17 protein-coding genes and 2 pseudogenes are annotated in these 20,314 nt (G+C 70.2%); 10 read left to right on the plus strand and 9 right to left on the minus strand.

Annotated features, from left to right (window positions below):
- Window position 1 precedes the first annotated feature (1 nt).
- The 4 genes from ACFPZJ_RS36370 to sbnA are packed head-to-tail and all read left to right on the plus strand — an operon-like array spanning window position 2 to window position 5,600.
- Window positions 2-2,488 (plus strand): non-ribosomal peptide synthetase, encoded by a 2,487-nt coding sequence (locus ACFPZJ_RS36370; RefSeq protein WP_381030827.1) that lies wholly within the window; start codon window positions 2-4, stop codon window positions 2,486-2,488.
- Between the two features lie 23 nt (window positions 2,489-2,511).
- Window positions 2,512-3,525, plus strand: coding sequence for a TauD/TfdA family dioxygenase (locus ACFPZJ_RS36375; RefSeq protein ID WP_381030829.1), 1,014 nt, complete (start codon window positions 2,512-2,514; stop codon window positions 3,523-3,525).
- Window positions 3,522-4,586 carry a 2,3-diaminopropionate biosynthesis protein SbnB gene (gene sbnB / locus ACFPZJ_RS36380; protein ID WP_381030831.1) on the plus strand — a complete coding sequence of 355 codons (1,065 nt, stop codon included), beginning with the start codon at window positions 3,522-3,524 and terminating at the stop codon, window positions 4,584-4,586. Before ACFPZJ_RS36375 ends, sbnB begins: the two co-directional genes overlap by 4 nt.
- A 27-nt stretch (window positions 4,587-4,613) precedes the next feature.
- Window positions 4,614-5,600 carry a 2,3-diaminopropionate biosynthesis protein SbnA gene (gene sbnA / locus ACFPZJ_RS36385; RefSeq protein ID WP_381030832.1) on the plus strand — a complete coding sequence of 329 codons (987 nt, stop codon included), beginning with the start codon at window positions 4,614-4,616 and terminating at the stop codon, window positions 5,598-5,600.
- A gap of 182 nt (window positions 5,601-5,782) precedes the next feature.
- Here the strand turns inward: sbnA and menC are convergent, their stop codons facing one another.
- Complete coding sequence (menC, locus tag ACFPZJ_RS36390) at window positions 5,783-6,898, minus strand: o-succinylbenzoate synthase (protein ID WP_381030833.1); 1,116 nt, start codon at window positions 6,896-6,898, stop codon at window positions 5,783-5,785.
- The gene (locus tag ACFPZJ_RS36395) at window positions 6,895-7,803 is read right to left on the minus strand and encodes a chorismate synthase (RefSeq protein ID WP_381030835.1); all 909 of its coding nucleotides are present in this window, start codon (window positions 7,801-7,803) and stop codon (window positions 6,895-6,897) included. Before ACFPZJ_RS36395 ends, menC begins: the two co-directional genes overlap by 4 nt.
- A gap of 399 nt (window positions 7,804-8,202) precedes the next feature.
- Between ACFPZJ_RS36395 and ACFPZJ_RS36400 the strand changes: the two genes are divergently transcribed.
- Window positions 8,203-9,825: a helix-turn-helix domain-containing protein gene (locus tag ACFPZJ_RS36400; RefSeq protein WP_381030837.1), complete on the plus strand. Its 1,623-nt coding sequence runs from the start codon at window positions 8,203-8,205 to the stop codon at window positions 9,823-9,825.
- Between the two features lie 111 nt (window positions 9,826-9,936).
- Here ACFPZJ_RS36400 and dapE read toward each other — a convergent pair whose 3' ends face one another.
- Together dapE and ACFPZJ_RS36410 are read right to left on the minus strand one after the other, a co-directional pair.
- Window positions 9,937-10,998 (minus strand): succinyl-diaminopimelate desuccinylase, encoded by a 1,062-nt coding sequence (gene dapE, locus ACFPZJ_RS36405; protein ID WP_381030839.1) that lies wholly within the window; start codon window positions 10,996-10,998, stop codon window positions 9,937-9,939.
- Window positions 10,995-12,461, minus strand: coding sequence for an amino acid permease (locus tag ACFPZJ_RS36410; RefSeq protein WP_381030841.1), 1,467 nt, complete (start codon window positions 12,459-12,461; stop codon window positions 10,995-10,997). The genes dapE and ACFPZJ_RS36410 overlap by 4 nt, the downstream gene beginning before the upstream one ends.
- A 606-nt stretch (window positions 12,462-13,067) precedes the next feature.
- On the opposite strand from ACFPZJ_RS36410, the gene ACFPZJ_RS36415 reads away from it, so the two are divergent.
- Window positions 13,068-15,203, plus strand: a complete 2,136-nt coding sequence (locus tag ACFPZJ_RS36415) for an ATP-binding SpoIIE family protein phosphatase (RefSeq protein WP_381030842.1) — start codon at window positions 13,068-13,070, stop codon at window positions 15,201-15,203.
- 102 nt (window positions 15,204-15,305) lie between these two features.
- On the opposite strand, the gene ACFPZJ_RS36420 is transcribed toward ACFPZJ_RS36415, so the two are convergent.
- The 3 genes and pseudogenes from ACFPZJ_RS36420 to ACFPZJ_RS36430 form a co-directional block, all read right to left on the minus strand.
- The gene (locus ACFPZJ_RS36420) at window positions 15,306-15,446 is read right to left on the minus strand and encodes a mycothiol transferase (RefSeq protein ID WP_381030844.1); all 141 of its coding nucleotides are present in this window, start codon (window positions 15,444-15,446) and stop codon (window positions 15,306-15,308) included.
- 548 nt (window positions 15,447-15,994) lie between these two features.
- Window positions 15,995-16,357, minus strand: a complete 363-nt coding sequence (locus ACFPZJ_RS36425) for a cupin domain-containing protein (protein ID WP_381030846.1) — start codon at window positions 16,355-16,357, stop codon at window positions 15,995-15,997.
- Between the two features lie 500 nt (window positions 16,358-16,857).
- A pseudogene (locus ACFPZJ_RS36430) lies at window positions 16,858-16,980 on the minus strand (IS5 family transposase); the annotation flags it as partial.
- 275 nt (window positions 16,981-17,255) lie between these two features.
- Between ACFPZJ_RS36430 and ACFPZJ_RS36435 the strand changes: the two are divergent.
- On the plus strand, window positions 17,256-17,612 hold the full coding sequence (locus ACFPZJ_RS36435) for an STAS domain-containing protein (protein WP_381030848.1): 357 nt from the start codon (window positions 17,256-17,258) through the stop codon (window positions 17,610-17,612).
- A gap of 423 nt (window positions 17,613-18,035) precedes the next feature.
- Here ACFPZJ_RS36435 and ACFPZJ_RS36440 read toward each other — a convergent pair whose 3' ends face one another.
- Window positions 18,036-18,257: a hypothetical protein gene (locus ACFPZJ_RS36440; RefSeq protein WP_381030850.1), complete on the minus strand. Its 222-nt coding sequence runs from the start codon at window positions 18,255-18,257 to the stop codon at window positions 18,036-18,038.
- Between the two features lie 2 nt (window positions 18,258-18,259).
- Entirely contained in the window at window positions 18,260-18,382 is a 123-nt protein-coding gene (locus ACFPZJ_RS36445) for a hypothetical protein (RefSeq protein WP_381030851.1), read from the minus strand.
- A gap of 466 nt (window positions 18,383-18,848) precedes the next feature.
- Here ACFPZJ_RS36445 and ACFPZJ_RS36450 point away from each other — a divergent pair, with 466 nt between their 5' ends.
- The 3 genes and pseudogenes from ACFPZJ_RS36450 to ACFPZJ_RS36460 form a co-directional block, all read left to right on the plus strand.
- Window positions 18,849-19,070, plus strand: a complete 222-nt coding sequence (locus ACFPZJ_RS36450; protein ID WP_381030853.1) for a hypothetical protein — start codon at window positions 18,849-18,851, stop codon at window positions 19,068-19,070.
- Between the two features lie 863 nt (window positions 19,071-19,933).
- A pseudogene (locus ACFPZJ_RS36455) lies at window positions 19,934-20,014 on the plus strand (hypothetical protein); the annotation flags it as partial.
- Window positions 20,015-20,091: 77 nt separating this feature from the next.
- Window positions 20,092-20,314, plus strand: a 223-nt coding sequence (locus ACFPZJ_RS36460) for a universal stress protein (RefSeq protein WP_381030855.1), incomplete at its 3' end; no start/stop codon positions are given.

Here is a 20,314-nt window from a genome sequence, read left to right on the forward strand (position 1 = left end):
GATGGACAACTCAGTGGACGTGTCCCGGGACTTCTGGCGAGGGGTGCTCACCGCCGATGGGGTCACCCGGATCCCGCGGTGGACCCGTACGCCGGAGCCGGGCACCGCGGAGCAGGAGACGGCACTACCCCACGGCGTCCTGAAGGGCCTGCGGCGCTTGCCGGTGCCACCGGAGACCGCGCTGCTCGCCGCGCACGCGAAGGTGCTCGCCGCGCTCTCGGGCGAGCAGGAGGTCACGACCGGTCTGGTGACCGTGCCAGGCGCTCGTCCCCTGCCTTGCAGACTGACGACCGCGCCCCGCTCCTGGCAGGCGCTGATGCGACGTACCCGGGACGCCGAGTCCGAGGTGGCGGCGCACCGGGAGTTCCCGGGCGACGCACTCACGCGCGAGCTCCACCATGACGGAGCGCCGTTCGAGACCGTGTGCGACCTGACCGGCGTCAGCAGCGGAAGCGGTGGCGGACTGCCCGAGGGCACGGTGCTGCGCGTCGGCACCGTTCGGCACGGCGACCGGCTCGCCCTCTCGCTGCGGTACCGCACCGACGTGCTCGACGCCGACTGCGCCGACCGCATCGCGGGCTATCACCTCGTCGCGCTCACGTCGCTCGCCGCCGATCCGGACGCCGAGCACGCACGGCAGAGTCTGCTGTCGCCGCCGGAGACGGGCTTCCAGCTCGACGGCCTGGCCGGTCCTCGGCGGGAACTGCCCGACCGCCGGGTGCACCAGTTGTTCGAGGAGCGGGTGCGGACGCATCCCGACGCCATCGCCGTCGCACAGGGGAACCGGCAGTGGACCTACCGGGAGCTCAACTCCCGTGCCAACCGGCTGAGCAGGGCGCTGCTGGTGCGAGGGCTGGAGCCCGAGGGCGTCGTCGCGGTGGTCACCGAGCGCACCCTGGAGTGGGCGGTCGCCGTCCTGGGTGTCCTCAAGGCGGGCGGCGTCTACCTGCCTGTCGAGCCGCACTTCCCGCCCGAACGCATCGTGGCCATGCTCCACCGGGCCGGATGCCGCCTGGCACTGACCGGTCGTGGGCCCGTCCACGTACCCCCGGACGTCCGGGCCCTTCGTATCGAGGACGCCTGCGCGGAGGCCCACGCCGACGACGACCCACGCGTGGCCGTCGCCGCCGGCCAGCTCGCGTACATCTTCTTCACCTCGGGCTCCACAGGCGAGCCCAAGGGCGTGATGTGCGAGCACGCGGGTTTCGTCAACCATGTCCTCGCCAAGATCGACGACCTGGGGATCGGCGAAGGACAGGTCGTCGCCCAGACCGCACCCCAGTGCTTCGACATCTCCCTGTGGCAGCTGACCGCGGCCCTCATGGTGGGTGGTCGCACGCTGTTGGTCGAGCAGGAGGCGATCCTGGACACCGGGCGCTTCGTCGACACCATCGCCCGGGGGCGGGTCAACGTCCTCCAACTCGTGCCGTCGTATCTCGAAACCGTTCTCGCCGAGTTGGAGCAGCACCCGCGCCCGCTGCCGGATCTGCGGTGTGTGTCGGCCACCGGTGAGGCACTGAAGAAGGAGCTGGTACGGCGCTGGTTCACGGCCCGGCCCGCAACCCGGCTGGTCAACGCCTACGGGCTGACGGAGACCTCCGATGACACCAACCACGAGGTGATGGACGAGGTGCCGACCCAGGACCGCGTCCCGCTCGGCCGCCCCGTCAGCAACGTGCACGTCTACGTGGTCGACGAGCACCTCGCACTGGTGCCGCTCGGCGCTCCGGGTGAGATCGTCTTCTCCGGGATCTGCGTCGGGCGCGGATACGTGGGCGATCCGGAGCGCACGAAGGCCGCGTTCACCGAGGATCCGCACCGCCCGGGCCGACGGCTCTACCGCAGCGGTGACCGCGGCCGCTGGCTGCCCGACGGCAAGCTGGAGTACCTCGGTCGCCGAGACACCCAGGTCAAGATCCGTGGCTTTCGGATCGAGATCGGCGAGATCGAGAACGTGCTGCTGCGGACGCCGGGAGTCCGGGAGTGCTCGGTGGTGGTCGCCCAGGGCGGGCACCTGGTGGCCTTCTGCACCGGACAGCAGCCGCTCCCGTTGAACGCGCTGCGGGACCACCTGACCGCGTTGCTGCCCGGATACATGATCCCCTCGTCCTTCCACTGGCTGGATCACCTGCCGCTGACCGCCAACGGCAAGACCGACCGAACGACACTGACCGCTCTCGCCGAGGAACTCGACACCGCCGGGGACGACGACGCCCCGGGCAGCCCGGCCGAGCGGCGCCTGGCAGCCGCCTGGGCGGAGGTCCTCGGCATCCCGCCGCAGCGGATCGGCCGCAGGGATCACTTCTTCGATCGGGGCGGCACGTCACTGTCGGCGGTCAGGCTGGCGATCGCCCTGGACCGGGCCGTCGACGTCAAGGACATCACCCGTCACCCGGTCCTCGCGGACCTGGCACGACTGCTCGACGGCAGCACGGCGCCCCGGACCTCCGTCACCACCCCGTCCACTGCCCCGTCGACCCCCGCCTGAGCGGCGACCGAAAGGAGCCAGAGATGCGCGCCTCACCCCCCTCCCCCCTCACGCTCCTGCCCGATGTGGACCTGCGGCCTGGCAGGCCCCCGGTCCTGCTGGTCCAGGACCCCGGTGACCCGGCCCACTGGGCGGCCGAATACCACGACGCACTGCGTGCCGTGGTCAGTGAGCACGGGGCGGTCCTCGTACGCGGCCTGGGACTCCAGGATCCCGAAAGCGCCGGGACGGTCTTCCGGTCGCTCACCACCGGCCTGATGACCGAGCGGGAGGCCTTCGCGCCCCGCCGCTCCTACGGCGGCGGCGTGTACTCCTCCGCCAAGTGGCCGTCCGACCAGCCGATGTGCATGCACCATGAGCTGAGCTACACCCTCCGGTTCCCCGGCCTGATGCTGTTCGCGTGTCTCGAGGCGCCCGCCGAGGGCGGGGCGACGGGCCTGGCCGATGCTGCGGCCGTACTCCAGGCACTGCCCGTCCCACTGGCCGAGCGCTTCCTGCGGGAGGGCTGGCTTCTCGACCGCACCTACAACGACGAGATCGGGGCGTCCGTTGCCGAGGCCTTCGGCACCGACGACCGCACCGCCGTCGGGCGCTACTGCCGCGACAACGGGATCGACTGTGCGTGGGGGCCGGACGGGAGGCTGCGCACCAGCCAGCGGCGCAGCGCCGTGGTCCGCCACCCGGTCACCGGCCGGCACTGCTGGTTCAACCAGATCGCCTTCCTGAGCGAATGGACGATCGAGCCTGAGATACGTGAGTACCTCGTCTATGTCTACGGCGCCGACGCGCTGCCGTTCACCACCCGCTTCGGCGGCGGCGAGGCGATCGGCGAGGACGTCGTCCGCCTGCTCAACGATGTCTACGAGGCCCACACCCTGCGCGAGCCCTGGCAGGACGGAGATCTGATGCTCGTCGACAACATCCGCATGGCGCACAGCAGGGAGCCGTACGAGGGCCCGCGCGAGGTGCTGGTCGCCATGGCCGAGCCGGTGAGCCCGACCGACTGCGCACCGGCCCCCGAGGTGACCGCGCGATGACCGCCGCGGACTCCACGCGGGCCACGGCGCCCACCGATACGGCCGGGCCCCGGTTCGCGGTGATCTCCGGCGCCCAGGTGCAGCGGGCTCTGCGGGGGCGCGAGAGGGAGATCGCCGAACTGGTGGAAGCCGTATACCGGTTGCACGGTGACGACGAGACGGTCAATCCACCGTCGTACTTCCTGCGCTTTCCGGACCGCCCGGCGGCACGGATCATCGCGCTGCCCGCATCGCTGGGCGGGCCGCTGCGCGTGGACGGCCTGAAGTGGATAGCGAGCTTCCCCGGGAACACGACGTCCGGGCTTCCGCGCGCGTCGGCCGTCGTCATCCTCAACGACCCCGGCACCGGTTACCCGTACGCCTGCCTGGAGGGTTCGGTCATCAGCGCCACCCGCACGGCGGCCTCCGCGGCCCTGGCGGCCGACCGGCTCAGCCGCACCCGCCCGCGTCCGCGACGCGTCGGTTTCATCGGCACCGGCCTGATCGCCCGCTACCTCCACACCCATCTCACCGCTACCGGCTGGACGTTCGAGGAGACCGGCATCCACGACCTGTCCACCGAACACGCGGCCGGCTTCCGCGGCTACCTGCGCAGGGCGGGCACGAAGGGCCGCATCACCCTGCACGACACCGCCGAGGCGCTCATCCGCTCGAGCGACCTGGTGGTCTTCGCGACGGTCGCAGCACGGCCACACGTCCACGACCCGTCGTGGTTCGCGCACCACCCGCTGGTGCTGCATATCTCATTGCGCGACCTGGATCCACGGATCCTGCTCGCGTCCGCCAACTTCGTCGACGACATCGAGCACTGCCTCAAGGCCGAAACCTCGCCGCACCTGGCCGAACAACTGGCTGGGAACCGGGAGTTCATCGACGGCACCCTGCATGAGGTCCTGACCGGGCAGGCCTCGGCCCCCGCGGACCGGACGGTGGTGTTCTCACCGTTCGGTCTGGGAGTGCTGGACCTCGCCGTCGGCAGGTACGTCCACGACGAAGTGGACCGGCGGGGGGAACTGCACGTCGTCGACGGCTTCTTCAACGAACTGCGCCGATACGGCTGACCGACTGCCATGAACGAGGGGATCGCCATGCCCGTCATCTCCGACCCCACCGACTTCAACGAGGAGGAACTCTACGTCGACTTGCGGGCGACCTTCGGCATTCCGCTCTTCCTGAAGTGCGAGGGCTTCAACTTCGCCGGCTCCATCAAGCTGAAGGCCGCCGCCGAGATGGTCCGGGCCGCCGAACAGGACGGCGCCCTGAAGCCCGACTCGGTCCTGGTCGAGTCCTCCTCCGGCAACCTCGGCGTGGCACTGAGCATGATCGCGGCGAGCCGGGGCTACCGATTCCTGTGCGTGACCGACACCCGCTGCAACCTACCGACCAGGCGGCTGATGGAGGCGCTGGGCAGCACCGTCCATGTGATCGACAAACCCGATCTGCACGGCGGTTTCCTGGGCGCCCGCCTCGCCCACGTGCGTGCGCTGTGCGCCTCCGACGACCGGTACATATGGCTGAACCAGTACGCCAACCCCAACAACTGGAAGGCGCACTACCGTACAACGGCCCCGGCGATCGCCCGCCGCTTCCCGCACCTGGACGTCCTCTTCGTAGGGGCCGGCACCACGGGCACGCTGATGGGGTGCGCGCGCTGGTTCTGGCAGTGGCGCCGGCGGGTGCGGATCGTGGCAGTGGACGCCGCCGGCTCGGTGACCTTCGGCGGCAAGCCCGGTCGCCGGCTCATTCCCGGTCTGGGCACCAGCGTCCGTCCCTCTCTGCTCGACGAGTCCTACGTCGACGAGGTGGTGCACGTCGGTGAGGCGGAAACCATCCACGCCTGCCGCCGACTGGCCGGCCGGGGCTTCCTTTTCGGCGGCTCCACCGGAACCGTGGTCAGCGGAGCGTCGGACTGGCTGGCCCGTCGCCCAGGACGGCCACTGACCGCGGTGGCGATCGCCCCGGACCTCGGTGAGCGCTACCTGGACACCGTCTACCAGACGGGCTGGCCGCACGACGCCCTGAGCGACGAGGAAGGCGTCCGGGCGAGGTTGGACGCCGTGTTCCAGTGGGTTTGACGCCGGGCCTGTCGCGTCCCTTGGGGAAGCCCTTGGTCAACTTACGGCAACCTCCGCGCCGCTGTGCTGGTTCGTCGCCTTTCAGGTGTCAGTCCGAGCCCTGGTGCCGATGGCTGTGGCCCTCCTGCCGGTAGGCAGCCGAAGCCTGGGGATCATTCCCGTCACCGCCATCCCTGCCAGCGTCACCGCCGTCCCCTGTACAACTCCCGGGTCGCCGTCGTGAACCGGGAGAGCGCGTCCGGGAGTGGGGCGATGCCGATGCCCGGGGTTGTGGGCACGGGCAGGTGGCCGTCCTGGAGGACGAACGGTTCGGTGATGTCCTCGGCGAAGTACCGACGGGAGGCCGAGGTGTCGCCGGGGAGGGTGAAGCCCGGCAGAGCGGCAAGCGCCAGGTTGGGCGCCCGGCCGATACCCGTCTCCAGCATTCCGCCGCACCACACCGGCACGCCGTGGGCGGCGGCCACGTCATGGATGCGACGAGCTTCCAGATAGCCGCCGACGCGGGCCGGTTTGATGTTGACGACCCGGCAGGCGTCCATCGCGATCGCGGACGCGGCGTCACGCGCCGAGTGGATCGACTCGTCGAGGCAGATCGGGGTAGCCAGCCGCTTCTGGAGGCGGGCGTGGGCATGGAGGTTGTTCTCCTCCAGCGGCTCCTCGATCAACAGCAGCTCGAAGTCGTCGAGCTTGCGCAGGTGCTCGGTGTCGGCGAGCGTGTAGGCGGTGTTGGCGTCGACCTGGACCGAGAGTCGCTCACCGAAGCGTTCGCGTACGGCGCGCACCGGTTCGATGTCCCAGCCCGGCTCGATTTTCAGCTTGATGCGGAGGTAGCCCTCGGCGAGGTACCGCTCGACGTCGTCGAGCAGTTCGGACACGGAGTTCTTGATGCCGACCGAGACCCCGGCGGGCACCCGTTCGTGGACCGAGCCGAGAAAGGTCGCAAGGGACATCTGGTGGGTGCGCAGTTCGGCGTCCAGGAGGGCGGTTTCCAGGGCGGCCTTGGCGAGTTCGTGGCCCTTCACAAAGGCCATGGCCTGGCCGGCGGCCGCGGTCGTCGGCTCGGGCAGGGCGGCGACGCGCGGCAGCAGGAAGTCCCGGATGACGATTTCGGCGCCGTCGACGAATTCCGGACAGTACAGCGGCTCAGGATCGGCGGCGAACTCCGACCAGCCCTCGGACTCGTCGGTCACGACGTGCAGCAGGAAGGTGTTCTTGCTGGTCATCGTCCCGAAGGAGGTACGGAACGGGGTGACGAGCGGGATGACGACGTGGAGCAGTTCCACGCGTTCGAGCTTCATCGCTGCTCCTCCTCGGTGGCGGACGCAGAGGTGCTGGCCCCGGAGGAGGCCCCCCAGGTCTCGAAAGAGGTCTCGTCGGTGATCTCGGGAGTCGTCTCGTCGGTGGCCTCGCACGCGGTCTCGTCCGTGGCCCCGGCGCTGCTTTCTCCCGTCGGCTGGTCGCCGGACGGGCGGGTCAGCAGGTACCAGCCGTCGCGGGACATGGCCGTCGCGCGCAGGCCCTCGGCGTACGCCTCGGTCAAGACCCCCCGCACGGCGCGGCGCCAGCCGAGGGCGAGTGCCGGGTCGGCGGCGCGCAGCGCGACGATGTCCTCGGGGACGCGGCACCACAGCCTGTCCTTGGCGCGCAGGGCGAGCGGGCCGCCGTCCGGTGCCCGGCGAACGACGCTGGCGGCGGAGCGGCCCTCGGCGGGGTCGTCCGTCCGCGTGGTCCCCGTCACCAGGTCCCACACGACGGTCAGCCGGTCGCTCTCGTCGCCGTTGTTCACGCCGTCGGTCATCGGGCCGTAGAAGTCGACCAGGTACTCGCTGCCGATGGCGCCCAGTTTGACCAGATTGAAGCGGGCGTTGCGGCTGACCAGTGGGTCGAAGGTCCAGCGCATGGTGGTGGCGCCCCGCTGTAGCGCCCACGACCGCTGTGCCTGCTTGACCGCGAGGCCGACGCCTCGGCCGGACGCGGTCGCCGCCGCCACGAATGAGTACACGTCCCGTTCGGCGGGTGGTCCGAACACCGCCACCGCCGCCCCGACGAGCCGTTCGCCCGACGGCCCGGCGGCGTAGGCCGCGTGCACCACGCCGCCGGCGTGCACCACGCTGTGCAGCACCTCCGCGGGGTAGGGCGGGGTGGCACGCGGCGTCTGCCACACGTCGGCGAAGAAGTCGGCCACGGCACGGATACCGGGCACGTCGTGCACGGTACGGACCGTGACCCCAACGCTAAGGGCTGCGGCACCCGCGACGCCTTCCCAGGAGATACGGGCCGTCTCCCCGGCCGCGCGAGTTGCTCCCCCAGCCGTGCGGGCTGCGTGCCCGCCGCCGCAGGCTGCCTCCGGTCCGTTTGCGCTGCGGGAGTCCCCGACCCCAGTCCCCACGTCTGGCGCCCCGCCCGCCGCCCCGGACCCGGCGGCAGAGATCGTTGTAGGTGTCATGCCGTGAGTCTGGCCGCCCGCAGCCCAGCGGCCATTGTCGGCAGGCACAATGAGATCCCGCGCCTTTGTCGCGATCGGCCAAGGCCTTCCGCGGGCATCGCCCGGTAGAAAGCCGCCAATCGCCCCTGTACGCCCCCATAGAGAGCCGGACCGTCCATGGACGCCTGCACCCTCGAGGAACTCCTCGACACCCTCGGCGAGCAAATGCTCCGCGTGCTCACCGCCCCGGCCGGTCTCGCCGCACCCGTCTGCGAAGTGCTGCTGTACGACCCCGGGGACCCTTTTCCGCGCAGCGCGCCCGGCGCCCTGCTACTGACCGTCGGGGTACGACCTGGTGAGGTCGGTTCGCTGGCACGCGATGCTGCGGCGGCCGGGATGACCGGACTCGTCGTGCGTGGCAGGGACGGGCAGCCCGACACGGTGGACGCGGCCAGAGCCCACCGCCTCGCGCTGCTCGCCGTGGACGAGGACGCCGCCTGGCATCACGTCCACCTGCTGCTCGCCTCGGCGATCGGCTCCCCGCCCGGCCCGGCGGGCAGCGGGGCCGCGTTCGGCGACCTGTTCGCGCTCGCCAACGCGGTGGCCGCGGCCGTAGGCGGCGCAACCGTCATCGAGGACGCCCGCCAGCGGATCCTGGCCTACTCCACCGTTCCCGGGCAGGTCGTCGACGAGGCCCGACGGCAGGGCATCCTGGGTCGCCAGGTGCCGAGCAGCCCCGAGAACAGCGAGCAGTACCGCGTCCTGTTCGCCGCCACCGGACCCGTACACCTGGCTGCGCTCGACGGCGAGGAACTGCCACGGCTCGCCGTCGCCATCCGTGCGGGCGGCGAGACGCTGGGATCGGTGTGGATCGTCGACGACGGGCGCCTCGGCCGCGATGCCGAGGAGGCGCTTGCCCAGGGCGCGTCCACGGCCGCCCTGCTTCTGCTGCGGGCCCGGGCCGGCGAGGAGTTGTCCCGGCATCTGACAAGCGACCTGCTGCGCCGCCTCCTGGACGGCACCGCCGATCCCTCGGGTGCCGCGCACCGCCTCGGCCTCGCCGACGGCATCCCGGTGCGTGTCGTGGCCTTCGCCCTCGACGGCGCGGTGTCCACGCCCGACGGGGAACAGACCGCGCTGCGGCTGCTGGATCTGGTGCGGCTCCACTGCGCGGCGCGGTACGGGCGGCATGCGTGCGTGCTGGTGGACGGGAGGGTGTATGCGCTGCTGCCGGTGGCCGGTGCGGCGGTACCCGCCGCGCGAGCAGAGCCGGGAGCCTGGGGAAGGGGTGGGCAGCGGCACAAGCGCCTGGCTGAGGACATCGTGCGGCGCGCTGCTCAGGCGCTGAGGATGCGGGTGCGGGCCGGGCTGGGTGACATCGTCCCGGACCTGGCGGCCGTGCCCGGCTCGCGGGACGACGCCGACCTCGTACTGAGGGTGCTGGGCCCGGGGGAGAATGTCGCTGCCGTGACCGAGGTACGCGCCCGCGTCATCCTGCTCCGGTTGCGGGAGCTCATCGGCGACGATCGGGCGCTGACGGCAGGGACCTGGCGGGAGGTCATGGCGTACGACGCCGAACACGGCACCGACTACGCCAGGACCCTGATGTGCTGGCTGGACGCCGGATGCGACATGGCGCGGGCGGCGAAACTGCTCGCCGTGCACCCGAACACCTGCCGGTACCGCCTCAGGCAGGCGCAGCAGCACCTAGGCATCGATCTGGGCAACCCGGACGAGCGGCTGGTGCTGTGGCTGCAGCTGCGCACGCTCGGGGGCCTGCGGGGCGCCGACCGAGCCTGACCCATGGCAGGGCCGCACGCGCAGGGTACCGGTCGGCGTCGCGCCATCCTGCGGTGAGCACCGATGCGGCCCACGGGCATCCCGGCCGGCGCAGTGCCCCCCCAACGGGAGTCAGCCACTGAGCCAGGCCTGGAGCCGGGCCTCGCACTCCCGCAGCTGCCCGATGGACACGTACTCCCCCGCGGTGTGCGCGAGCGCCGGGTCACCGGGACCGTAGTTGAGCGCGGGCGTGCCGAGCGCGGCGAAGCGGGCGACGTCGGTCCAGCCCAGCTTGGGGCGGGGAGTGGCGCCCAGGGCCTCGACGAGCGAGGCGACCGGGCCCTGTCCGAGCCCCGGCAGGGCGCCCGGCACGACCTCGGTGACCTCGATCTCGTACTCGCGAAAGAGTCCACGCAGATACGTCTCGGCCTGCTCGGCCGAACGGCTCGGCGCGAAGCGCAGGTTGACCGTGATCACGCAGGTGTCGGGGACGACGTTGTCGGCGATGCCCGCGCGGACGGCGACCGCGTTCAGCCCTTCGCGGTACTCCAGTCCGTCGATGAGGATCCGCTCGGCGGTGTGGTCGTCGAGGCGCTGGAGCACAGCGGCCGCTCGGTGCGCGGCGTTGACGCCCATCCAGGAGCGGGCGGTGTGGGCGCGCTCCCCACGCACCGTGATGTCCGCGTTCAGGACACCCTGGCAACCCGCCTCGACGCTCGCACCGGACGGTTCCATGAGGATCGCCAGGTCCGCCTTGAGCAGGTCGGGGCATTCGGCGGCGATGCGGTTCAGGCCGTTGCGGTCGCCGGAGACCTCCTCGCACTCGTAGAAAACGTACGTGACGTCGCGTACCGGTGCGGTGAGGGTGGCCGCGAGGCGCAGGGCCACGGCGAGGCCGCCCTTCATGTCGCACGCCCCCAGTCCGTACAGCAGCTCTCCGTCCAGCCGGGACGGCAGGTTTCCGGCGGTCGGGACGGTGTCCAGGTGGCCGCCGATGATCACCCGCTCGGCGCGACCCGAGTCGGTGCGGGCCACCACGGAGCTGCCGATACGTTGGACTCTCAGATGCGGACACGCCCGCAGGGCCGACTCCACGGCGTCGGCGAGGTCGGCCTCGTCGCCGCTCTCGGACGGAGTGTCCACCAGGGCCCGGGTGAGGTCCACCAGGTCAGCGGCCGGGTTCAGCGCGGTCATACGGCGGCGTCCTCCTCGGCGGCGGGCCGGTTGAGCCGGGAGTGACTGATGCCGTACAGCGCGTAGATTGCGAATCCGACCGCCATCCACAGACCGAACGCGATCCAGGTGTCTGTGCCGAGCCCCCACATCACGTAGCCGCAGCACAGCGTGCCCAGCGCGCAGGTCACGGGCGCGAACGGCACCCGGAAGCTGCGTGGTGCTCCGGGGCTGCGCCGCCGCAGGATCAGGACGGCACAGTTGACCAGCGCGAAGGCGAACAGCGTGCCGATGCTGGTGGCATCAGCGAGGGCACCCAGCGGCACGAGTGCGGCGAGCACCATGATGAATGTGGACACGATGACCGTGTTGGCGCGGGGCACCCCGGTTCTCGGGTGGATCCTTGCGAACAGGGGCGGCACGAGCCCGTCGCGCGCCATCGAGAACAAGATGCGGGTCTGGCCGTACTGCACGGCAAGCACGACGCTCGTGGTGGCGACGACAGCACCGACGGACAGCAGGATCGGCCACAGGTTGCCGCCGCCGACCGTGCGGACCAGCACCTCGCTGAGGGTGGCCTCGGTTCCCGCGAACCGCCGCCACGGCATCGCGCCGACCGCCGCGACCGCAACCGCGCAGTACAGCACGGTGATCAGCCCGAGGGAGAGGAGGATGGCGCGCGGCAGGTCACGCTGCGGGTTCTTCGCCTCCTCACCGGCCGTCGACGCGGCGTCGAAGCCGATGTACGAGAAGAACAGCGTGGCGGCGCCCGCGCTCACACCGGCCATGCCGAGCGGGAAAAGCGGCTGGAAGTTCCCGGCGCGGAACGCGGTGAAAGCGACGGCGCAGAACAGCACGAGTGCGGCCACCTTCACCACCACCATGATTGTGTTGACCACGGCACTCTCGCGGGCCCCGCGCAGCAGGACCACCATGGCGAAGACGACGATCGCGGCGGCCGGAACGTTCAGCACGCCGCCCGCACCGGGCGGGGCGGCCAGCGGCGCGGGCAGCGTCCATCCGACGGTGAGCTCCAGCAGCTCGTTCACGTACTGCCCCCAGCCGACCGCGACCGCGGCGACCGAGACGCCGTACTCCAGGACCAGACACCAGCCGCAGACCCATGCGAGCAGCTCGCCGAGTGTGGCGTAGGCATAGCTGTACGAGGACCCCGCGCCCGGGATCATGCCCGCCAGCTCGGCATACGACAGGGCGGAGAACAAAGCGGTGATCCCGGCAAGCACGAAGGAGACCACGACGGCAGGGCCCGCCTCGGGCACCGCCTGGCCGAGGACGACGAAGATCCCGGTGCCGAGCGTGGCACCCACGCCGAGCAGCGTCAGCTGTGTGAGCCCCATCGTCCGACGCAGCTCACCACCACCGGCCTCTGCCAGCAGATCGGCGACGTCCCGCCGCCGCGTCAACCTACTCCCAGTCCTGACCTCGCCGGCGGGTCTCCGCGGGCTCGTCCGCACAGTGTCCACGCGTCCACTCCTCTCACAACTCCCGTTCGGGACCTTGATGGTGCGGAACGGGGCGCCCGCAGGGGTGTGCGCGTCGGCCAAGAGGACGAGGGGTGCTTTGGCCTTCCGGCCAATGCCGGAGGGCGGGTGTGTTCAGTATCCCGGGACCTGCGGCCGACCCCTCATGTGGTGGTACGTGGACGTACTCGGAGCCGAGAGATGCGGCCTCGCCTGCCAACGGATTGAGACAACCATGCCGACCGCGTATCCGTTACAAGGAGACCGTAGGTACCTCCGCGGTCTGGCTCACCAAGGGGCAATAACGGCCCGCCTGGCGCAGATCGGCCAGTTCAGCAGATCACTGGTGTGACCGGCACGGATTTCACAGAGCGCGGCGCAGGCCGTGCTGGGCCCCCCGCCCCGGGCCGGGCTGGTCGAGGAGGCCCACTGCGAAGCGCTGAGGCGGCCGTGTCACCCGCCACAGCCACAGTACGATCCCGGCCCAGCGCAACCCGTCAGTCCCGTCTGCAACATTCGCCCCATTATTCACATCCTGCAGAGAACCGCCCAGCCGTGGATAAATCGCGACGAAGAGCGCAATCATGGATGGAGCACACCCTGGGACAGATGACGATGAGCACAGCCAATCCCGCACATCATGCGGATCATGGCAGCCCCTTCGAGGTGACACGTGCGGCAGCGGCAGTGCTGGACGCGGCGGGCACCGTCGAACGGTGGAGCCCGGGCGCCCAGCTACTGCTCGGCTACCGGCCGGAGGAGGTCCTGGGCCAGCCGGCCACGGCGCTTCTGGCAGCGGACGGCATGGACGCCGCCTCGGCCGTGCTCGAACGGCGCCGGCTGAACAATGGCTGGGGCGCTCGGCTCGCAGTACGCCATCGCGACGGCCGCCGCCTGGAGCTGGAGCTGCAGGCGTGCCCGCTGTGGGAGGGCTGCGGAGACCCCGGTTGGCTGGTGGCGGTCACCCATGCGGACGGACTGCGCGCATGGGAGCGCGAGCAGGCCGTGCTGCGCGGCATGGCCACCAAGTTCACCGGCCATCTGCGGGCCCGGGAGCGGCTGGTCCTGGTCAACGAGGCCAGCGGCAGTATCGGCACCACCCTGGACGTGGTACGGACCGCGCAGGAGCTGACCGAGGTACTGGTGCCGCGGGTGAGCGACTTCGTCTCCGTCGACCTCTTCGACGAGGTGCTGCGCGCCCAAGAGCTGCGGGCCGGCCCGGTTACCGCCCACGAGTCGCTGCGCCGTGCCGCGCACCGCTCGGTCCAGGAGGACCTGCCGGAGATCGCGGTCGAGATAGGCGACCTCGCCGGCTACCCGTCGGAATCCCCACCCGGCCAGTGCCTGCTCAGCGGCAAGCCCATGCTCACCCCGGTGGTGGACCTGTCCGCGCCGTGGCTCGCCAAGGATCCGGCCCGCGCGGCGAAGATGCGGCAGGTCGGCATCCACTCAGGCCTGATGGTTCCGGTCCAGGCCCGCGGGGTCACCATGGGGCTGGTCTGCTTGGGCCGGTGGAAGAACACCGAGCCGTTCGACGAGGACGATCTCATGCTCGTCGAAGAGCTGGTCGCCCGCGCCGCCATCTGCATCGACAACGCCAGGCGGTTCACCCGCGAGCACAACGCGGCCCTGGCCCTGCAGCGCAGCCTCCTCCCGAGGGATCTGCCGCAACAGAGCGCGGTGGAGACCGCATACCGTTACATGCCAGCTGACGTCCAGGCCGGAGTGGGTGGTGACTGGTTCGACGTGATCCCACTGTCCGGTGCCCGGGTCGCTCTGGTCGTCGGCGATGTGATCGGCCACGGCATCCACGCCGCCGCGACTATGGGCCAGCTGCGCACCGCCGTACACACCCTCGCCGATCTGGACCTGCCCCCTGACGAACTGTTGGCCCACTTGGACGATCTGGTGATCCGACTCGGGGAGGAGGCAGAGCAGGCCGGGACGGGGCACCCCATGGGAAGCAACAGGGTCATCGGGGCCAGTTGCGTCTACGCCGTGTACGACCCGATCACCCGCAAAGCCACGGTCGCACGCGCCGGCCATCCCAGCCCGGCGATCGCCCACCTACGGGAACCCGTGGAGTTCCCAGACATTCCGGCCGGTCCCCCACTGGGGCTAGGGGGCCTGCCATTCGAGTCCGCCGAGCTGGAACTGGAGGAGGGCAGCGTCATCGCCCTCTACACCGACGGGCTGATCGAGGCCTCCGACCAGGACGTAGATGTGGGGTTCGAGCGGTTGTGCTTCACGCTGGCGCACCCCGACCGCCCCCTGGAGGAAATCTGCGACACGATGGTCCGCACCCTGCTGCCGGACCGCCCGCGTGACGACGTGGCCTTCCTCATTGCCCGCACCCGCGCCCTGAGCAGCGACGACGTGGCCTCATGGGATCTACCCGTGGATCCCGCCACCGTCGGGCAGGCCCGTCATGTCGCCGGCCAGCGGTTGGCCGAGTGGGGCCTGGAGGACTGCGCCTTCACCACCGAGCTCATCGTCAGCGAACTAGTCACCAACTCGATCCGCTATGCCACCGGACCGATCAGCCTGCGTCTGATCCGGGACCACTCCCTGATCTGCGAAGTCTCCGACGGCAGCAGCACCTCCCCACATCTGCGGCGGCCCCGCAGCACGGACGAGGGCGGGCGGGGGCTGTTCCTGGTCGCCCAGTGCGCCGCGCGCTGGGGGACGCGCTACACATCCGAGGGCAAGACCATCTGGGCGGAGCAGCCGCTGCCCAACCGCTGACGAAACCGGCAACGGCGAGGCGCCGGAGGGGCGATGGCATTGAGAGTCGGACGCTCTTGGTCCTGCGCGCCTGGTCGCAGATTCCGCCGGACACTCTCCGCTTCAGCCGTGACGGGTCGTGCCGCCGAGGACTTGTTCACGAAGGATGTCCGCGTGGCCGCAGTGCTGGGCCAGTTCGCGCAAGGTGTGCAGGCAGACCCAACGCAGCGGCAGCGGGCCCCCGGTTGCCCCGTACGACGTCATCCAGCGTCATCTTCGCCGTGGCTCGACGGGACGCCTCGAACGTGGTTCCTGATCCCTACGGTGACAGCGAATGGGTCGTTCTCCGTCAGCTCCCGCTGAGCCCGACGCCGCGCAGGGCCTCCTGGAGATGCTGGGGTGCCAGCCGGCCGAGCTGGGCTGCCGCGCCAGCCGCCACGACACCAGTCGCCCGGGCCAGCGTCTGCCCTGGATCCCGCAGCAGCGCGACGCTCGCGACCACTCCCCCGTCGGCCCCCGCCCCAAACAAGGACGCGACGCTGCCTGTCGACTCTCGGCATGTCCCACGGTTTCACCCGGGCCCGTCGGCCCCCGGCTCGCTCCGTCGGCTGGGGCCCGTGTCGTGGATCGAGCGTACAGCCACCGATCTGTCAGGACGGCCGATTGTCGCAGGCGGTCGCCGGGCGGCGACGGCTGGGACATTGTGGCCAGCCTTCCGGGCAGCCACCGCTCTCGTCGCGGAACCGTTGCTGCGGGAAGATGGACGGTAGGTATGGAACCCCGCAGGTGACGAACCTTCGGCGACCGCTTTGTCACTCGTCAGCGCACGCAGGAGCGTCCGCGTCGATCGATATTGGGCTGCCCTGTGGCACGAGGTAGGTGACGTACAACTCGACGGGTTGGGTGCCAAGGTTGCGGCCGATGTGGATGTGGTGGCTGCCGGCCGGCTCGACGAACGAGCCTCCCGCAGGTGTCGTCTCGACCGAGCAGTCCTGCAACGTACGAGTGAGTGTGCCGGACTTGACGACGGCGATGACCTGGCCGGGGTGGTAGTGCCAACCTGTGGAGCCTCCCGGCGCAATCGTGAGAGAGCGGAAGATGACGTCCGTGGGCCCTTTGGCCTTGATCTTGAGGCTTCCGGCGGAGGTTCCCTGGGCGAGGACCGTGCCGGTCACTCCGCTGCCGGGTGTAGCGAGGGCGGCCGTGGGCCCGAAGGCCAGAACTGTCGCACAGCCGGTCATGAGAAGCGCTCTGCGTGCCTTGCGTATCCGGAACGTACAGCTCACGAATCCCCTGCCCTTCCGGCCAATCGGGTGGCCTCTCTGCCTACTTGCGTAATCGAGGAGCTCACTTCCCCCATGCATCTGCATCCACACCAGGCACTCCTGGACGTGCAGTCGGTAAGGGGAATTCGGAGGCACAAACCGGTCTCTGCGGTGCCACGGTGGCGGGCGGACACTGACCGTACGCGCTCGGACTCTCGCAGACCCGCGTAGCTCCCGGCCCAGCTGCGTTCGTACCTGGAGGATCTCGTCGACCGCGCCCGCACGGTACGCGGCCCGCACCTGGGGAGCGTCGTGGCGTTCGGGTCCGTCGCGCTCGATGACTGAGAGGTCGTTTTCCCCCCAAGGTTTTGTACCGGAATCGGCCGTTTAGCCTGTGGTGTCGGGTCGCGTCAGGAGAGGGTGGTCTCGCCGGTGAGGCGGCGGGCCATGAGGTCGGTCATGGCAATGTGGATCATGGCTTCGGAGCGGGCGGGCAGGGTTTCATAGTCGCAGGCAAGGCAGCGGTGGAGCATGAACCCCGCACGGTGACGCACCTGAAACAGCACAAGAGCCAGATACTGCGTCGATGACGGCCCTGCAAGTGTTTCATCACACGTCAGGACGCCGGACGTGCGAAAACGACTCCCGAAGCCACCGCGAAACGACTCCACACGGAGCCGCCCCGCGCAAGGCGCTTCATCCTGGTTCGACCGAGGGGGCGGTTGACATCGTGCTGCGGCGTACGTTTGCGTGGGCGGTGGCCTCGTAACGGACGAGTGCCACCACGGACGGACAGGAGACCGGGTGTATGCGCCAGGCCCACTTGACCGTCTCCCAGCACACCACCGCCGACGGCGTGCACGTCCTCACCCTGGCCGGGGAGATCGACCACACCACGGCCGGCACCTTCCGCCAGGCGCTCACCGCAGACGACGGCTCCGCCCAGTACACGGTCATCGACTTCCGCGACGTCACCTTCATGGACTCCAGCGGCATCAACGTCCTCGTCGCCGCGAACAACGCGGCCCGGGCCTGCGACGGCTGGCTGCGCCTGGCCCACACCCCCACGCGCGTGCAGGACCTCCTGCGCATCGTCGGCCTGGACGACGTCATCGAGCTGTACGCCACCCTCCATCAGGCCCTCGCGCCCGAAGCCGCCGCCTGATCCCCCTGCCCCGCCCAGTGCCCGGCTCCGACCACGTCGCCGACTGGTCACTGACGGCGGCCCGGCGCGGCGGCGACGCGCAACACCAGCAAGCGCCCCATCCCAGCAGCGCACTCGCCGCCCACCCCGTCCCTCCCTCACCCTCAACTCTTGCCAGCACACGGGCAAAGGCGGCCAGCAAGAACACGGGCGAGCATGCCTCGGCCGCCACCGTGTACGGCATCCTCGCCGACGACACTGACGGTGAGCTCAAAAGTACGAAAACCGTCCCGATGGTCCCCGGCCTGCTGGCAGCGGACCTGGCGGCCCCACCGCCGGGCGGCCGAAGCAGCCCGTTCTCGGTCGGGAGAGCCACCAGGCCCCCGGCGCGCAGTACACCGGCCGCCTTCTCGATGTCACTGGTTCTTGCCATCACCCTCGCAATCATCCCACTACTCCGCTCCCCCACATTCCGTGGCCTCCGGCCCTGACGATCAGGTTCACGACGAGGCAGAGCAGCTCCGCTGCGGCGCGACGGCACGGTGGCGGCGGGACGTAGGTTGATGAGCTGTTCCTCAACCCGGTCGCGAATTTGCCGTGCGGGTTGAAGTCCTCGTCGATGCAGATCATGTCGTCGCCCGCCCCGAGTCCCAGGGCGAACTCCAAGGTCACCACGGGATGAGCACGAGGGCGAACTGCTTGTCCGTCATCGGCCGCCTGCCCCGCCGCTTGGCGGCATGCGCCGGTGGCGAGACCGCGCTGCGTACCAGGTGCTGGGTGCTACTGGACAAGCTTCTCCACCTCCTGACGCGCCTTGGCGAGCAGCGCGGCGTAGTCCACGCCCGGTGTCAGGGACTTTTGGATGGTAGGCACGAGGACCGTGTCCACGATCTGCTGCCACTTCGGGCTGGCGGAACGCGACTTGGTGGCCGGGCCGTCCAGCGTGGTCAGCAGGGGCTTGAAGTGCTCGTAGCCGGGCTTGTCGGCGTAGGAGGAGTACGCGGACTTGCGCCGCGAGCCCGAGCGAGGAGTCGATGTAGCGGGGAATCACGGTGCGAGCAGCCGTGCCGGACGACGCCGCGCCTCGACCAAGTCAGCGCACGAATGAGCCGCAAATGATCGCGGCTTCCCGAGCTGAGGGCTCCCGTCATCGCCCCCGGCCGGTTGTCACGACTGGCTCTGGTCGTCCGCGTATGTGTCGAACCCGACGTGGACGGCCGCAGCGAAGGGGACACCTGCGGGCGCATACTGGGGGCAATGACAAAGCCTGCTGCACTGAAGCGTCATTTGCCTACCAGCCCCTTCAAGGCCCGGGTCACGCCGGCTCCCACGCACTTCGCGGTGGGCGACCAGGTGACGCACGACAGCTACGGCCTCGGCCGGGTGATCGGCGTCGAGGACGGGATCGCGGCACTCGTGGATTTCGGGTCGACGCAAGAGCGGATCTTGAACCCGTACGCCAAGATGACCAAGCTGTGAGACGACCCTGCCCAGTCACGGCACGCCAGGTCCCACCAGGAATTTGTAACGAAAAAGGGAGACCTCTCATCCATCTGACCTCGCTGTTCTCCGCTCCGGAAGGGGCACCTCGCTGCTCTGCCACAGCATCTCCGCCTCCGACGACGAATCCTTTCCAGGCCCCGGACTTCAGGGGGACCAGGCCGCCGTATTCGAGGACGCTCAGGGACACCTCCCACGCATGAGTGCAGCGTGACCCAAGGCAGCCGGCTCACACCGGTTACCGGGGTCCGGCAGCTGGCCGCGGACCTTCCCGTCTCCGTTCCCTCGAGAGCTACGGTCAGCAGGCCTCTGACATCCACTGACATCATCGACACCGGACGGGCGTGTACACCAGCGTCTCTGTCCCGCCGTCGCGCCAGTCGACGCAGCAGCCGGAGCGGACTCGGATCGAACGCCTGAGACGGTGTCCTTTGTGGTGAGGCGGACCAGTAGCTTGCAGAGCACAGGGCTGCCGCGACGTCGAGGAAGGCCGGCGGGTGGATCCCCCGTAGCAGGCGAGGGCGGCCTTCCGGGCGGAAGTGCTGGAGAAGCACCATCGAGCCCGGCTACCACGTCGTCCTGACCGTCATCGTCACCATCTGCACGGTCGGTGTGCCGCAGGAGGCGTTTCCGTTCCACGATCAGGGCCGCCTGGGCGGCCAGGACGCCACGATCCTCGGCGGGCAGGGACGCGGCCGCACGGGGCGAGCGGCTGGGCTGTCGGCTGCACCGCTCGGAGTATGCAGCGATGCACCGGCGGGTGGTGGCACGGACAACGCCTCGGGGGTCAAGCTGAGGGTGCAGGGGGCCGCTGCGCGCGGCCGTTGACGGGAGGCGAAGCGATGTCCGGCACAGTAGTGGTCGGGGTGGACGGATCAGCCGCTGCTCTGACCGCCGTGGAGACCGCCGCGCGCGAGGCCCTGATGCGCAACGCGGAGCTGCATATCGTGCATGCCTTCGTCTGGCCCGCCATGCAGCGGGCGATGGCCTCGGCGAGGAGATGCTCGACGCTCTCGCGCACACTCCCCACCGGCGGGCCGAGTGGCGAGGCGCCGCGCGGGACGCGGCCCGGACCACGGCTCCCGACGTGGAGACCAGTCACGGTGTTATCGCCGGTGAGACGGTGACTGCGCTGGAGGCGGAGTCGCGCAGCGCGCAGCTCCTCGTGGTGGGCCACCGCGGGACGAGTGGTTTCACGCAGCTGTTGCTGGGGTCGACAGCGG

The organism is Streptomyces bullii (assembly GCF_042657145.1).
Classification (GTDB): Bacteria; Actinomycetota; Actinomycetes; order Streptomycetales; family Streptomycetaceae; genus Streptomyces; species Streptomyces bullii.

What these genes read in the sequence shown, in the direction of transcription:
- ACFPZJ_RS36370 (WP_381030827.1), top strand. Translation starts at nt 2, where the DNA reads ATGGACAACTCAGTGGACGTGTCCCGGGACTTCTGGCGAGGGGTGCTC.
- ACFPZJ_RS36375 (WP_381030829.1), top strand. Translation starts at nt 2,512, where the DNA reads ATGCGCGCCTCACCCCCCTCCCCCCTCACGCTCCTGCCCGATGTGGAC.
- sbnB (WP_381030831.1), top strand. Translation starts at nt 3,522, where the DNA reads ATGACCGCCGCGGACTCCACGCGGGCCACGGCGCCCACCGATACGGCC.
- sbnA (WP_381030832.1), top strand. Translation starts at nt 4,614, where the DNA reads ATGCCCGTCATCTCCGACCCCACCGACTTCAACGAGGAGGAACTCTAC.
- menC (WP_381030833.1), bottom strand. Translation starts at nt 6,898, where the DNA reads ATGAAGCTCGAACGCGTGGAACTGCTCCACGTCGTCATCCCGCTCGTC.
- ACFPZJ_RS36400 (WP_381030837.1), top strand. Translation starts at nt 8,203, where the DNA reads ATGGACGCCTGCACCCTCGAGGAACTCCTCGACACCCTCGGCGAGCAA.
- dapE (WP_381030839.1), bottom strand. Translation starts at nt 10,998, where the DNA reads ATGACCGCGCTGAACCCGGCCGCTGACCTGGTGGACCTCACCCGGGCC.
- ACFPZJ_RS36415 (WP_381030842.1), top strand. Translation starts at nt 13,068, where the DNA reads ATGACGATGAGCACAGCCAATCCCGCACATCATGCGGATCATGGCAGC.
- ACFPZJ_RS36420 (WP_381030844.1), bottom strand. Translation starts at nt 15,446, where the DNA reads ATGACGTCGTACGGGGCAACCGGGGGCCCGCTGCCGCTGCGTTGGGTC.
- ACFPZJ_RS36435 (WP_381030848.1), top strand. Translation starts at nt 17,256, where the DNA reads ATGCGCCAGGCCCACTTGACCGTCTCCCAGCACACCACCGCCGACGGC.
- ACFPZJ_RS36450 (WP_381030853.1), top strand. Translation starts at nt 18,849, where the DNA reads ATGACAAAGCCTGCTGCACTGAAGCGTCATTTGCCTACCAGCCCCTTC.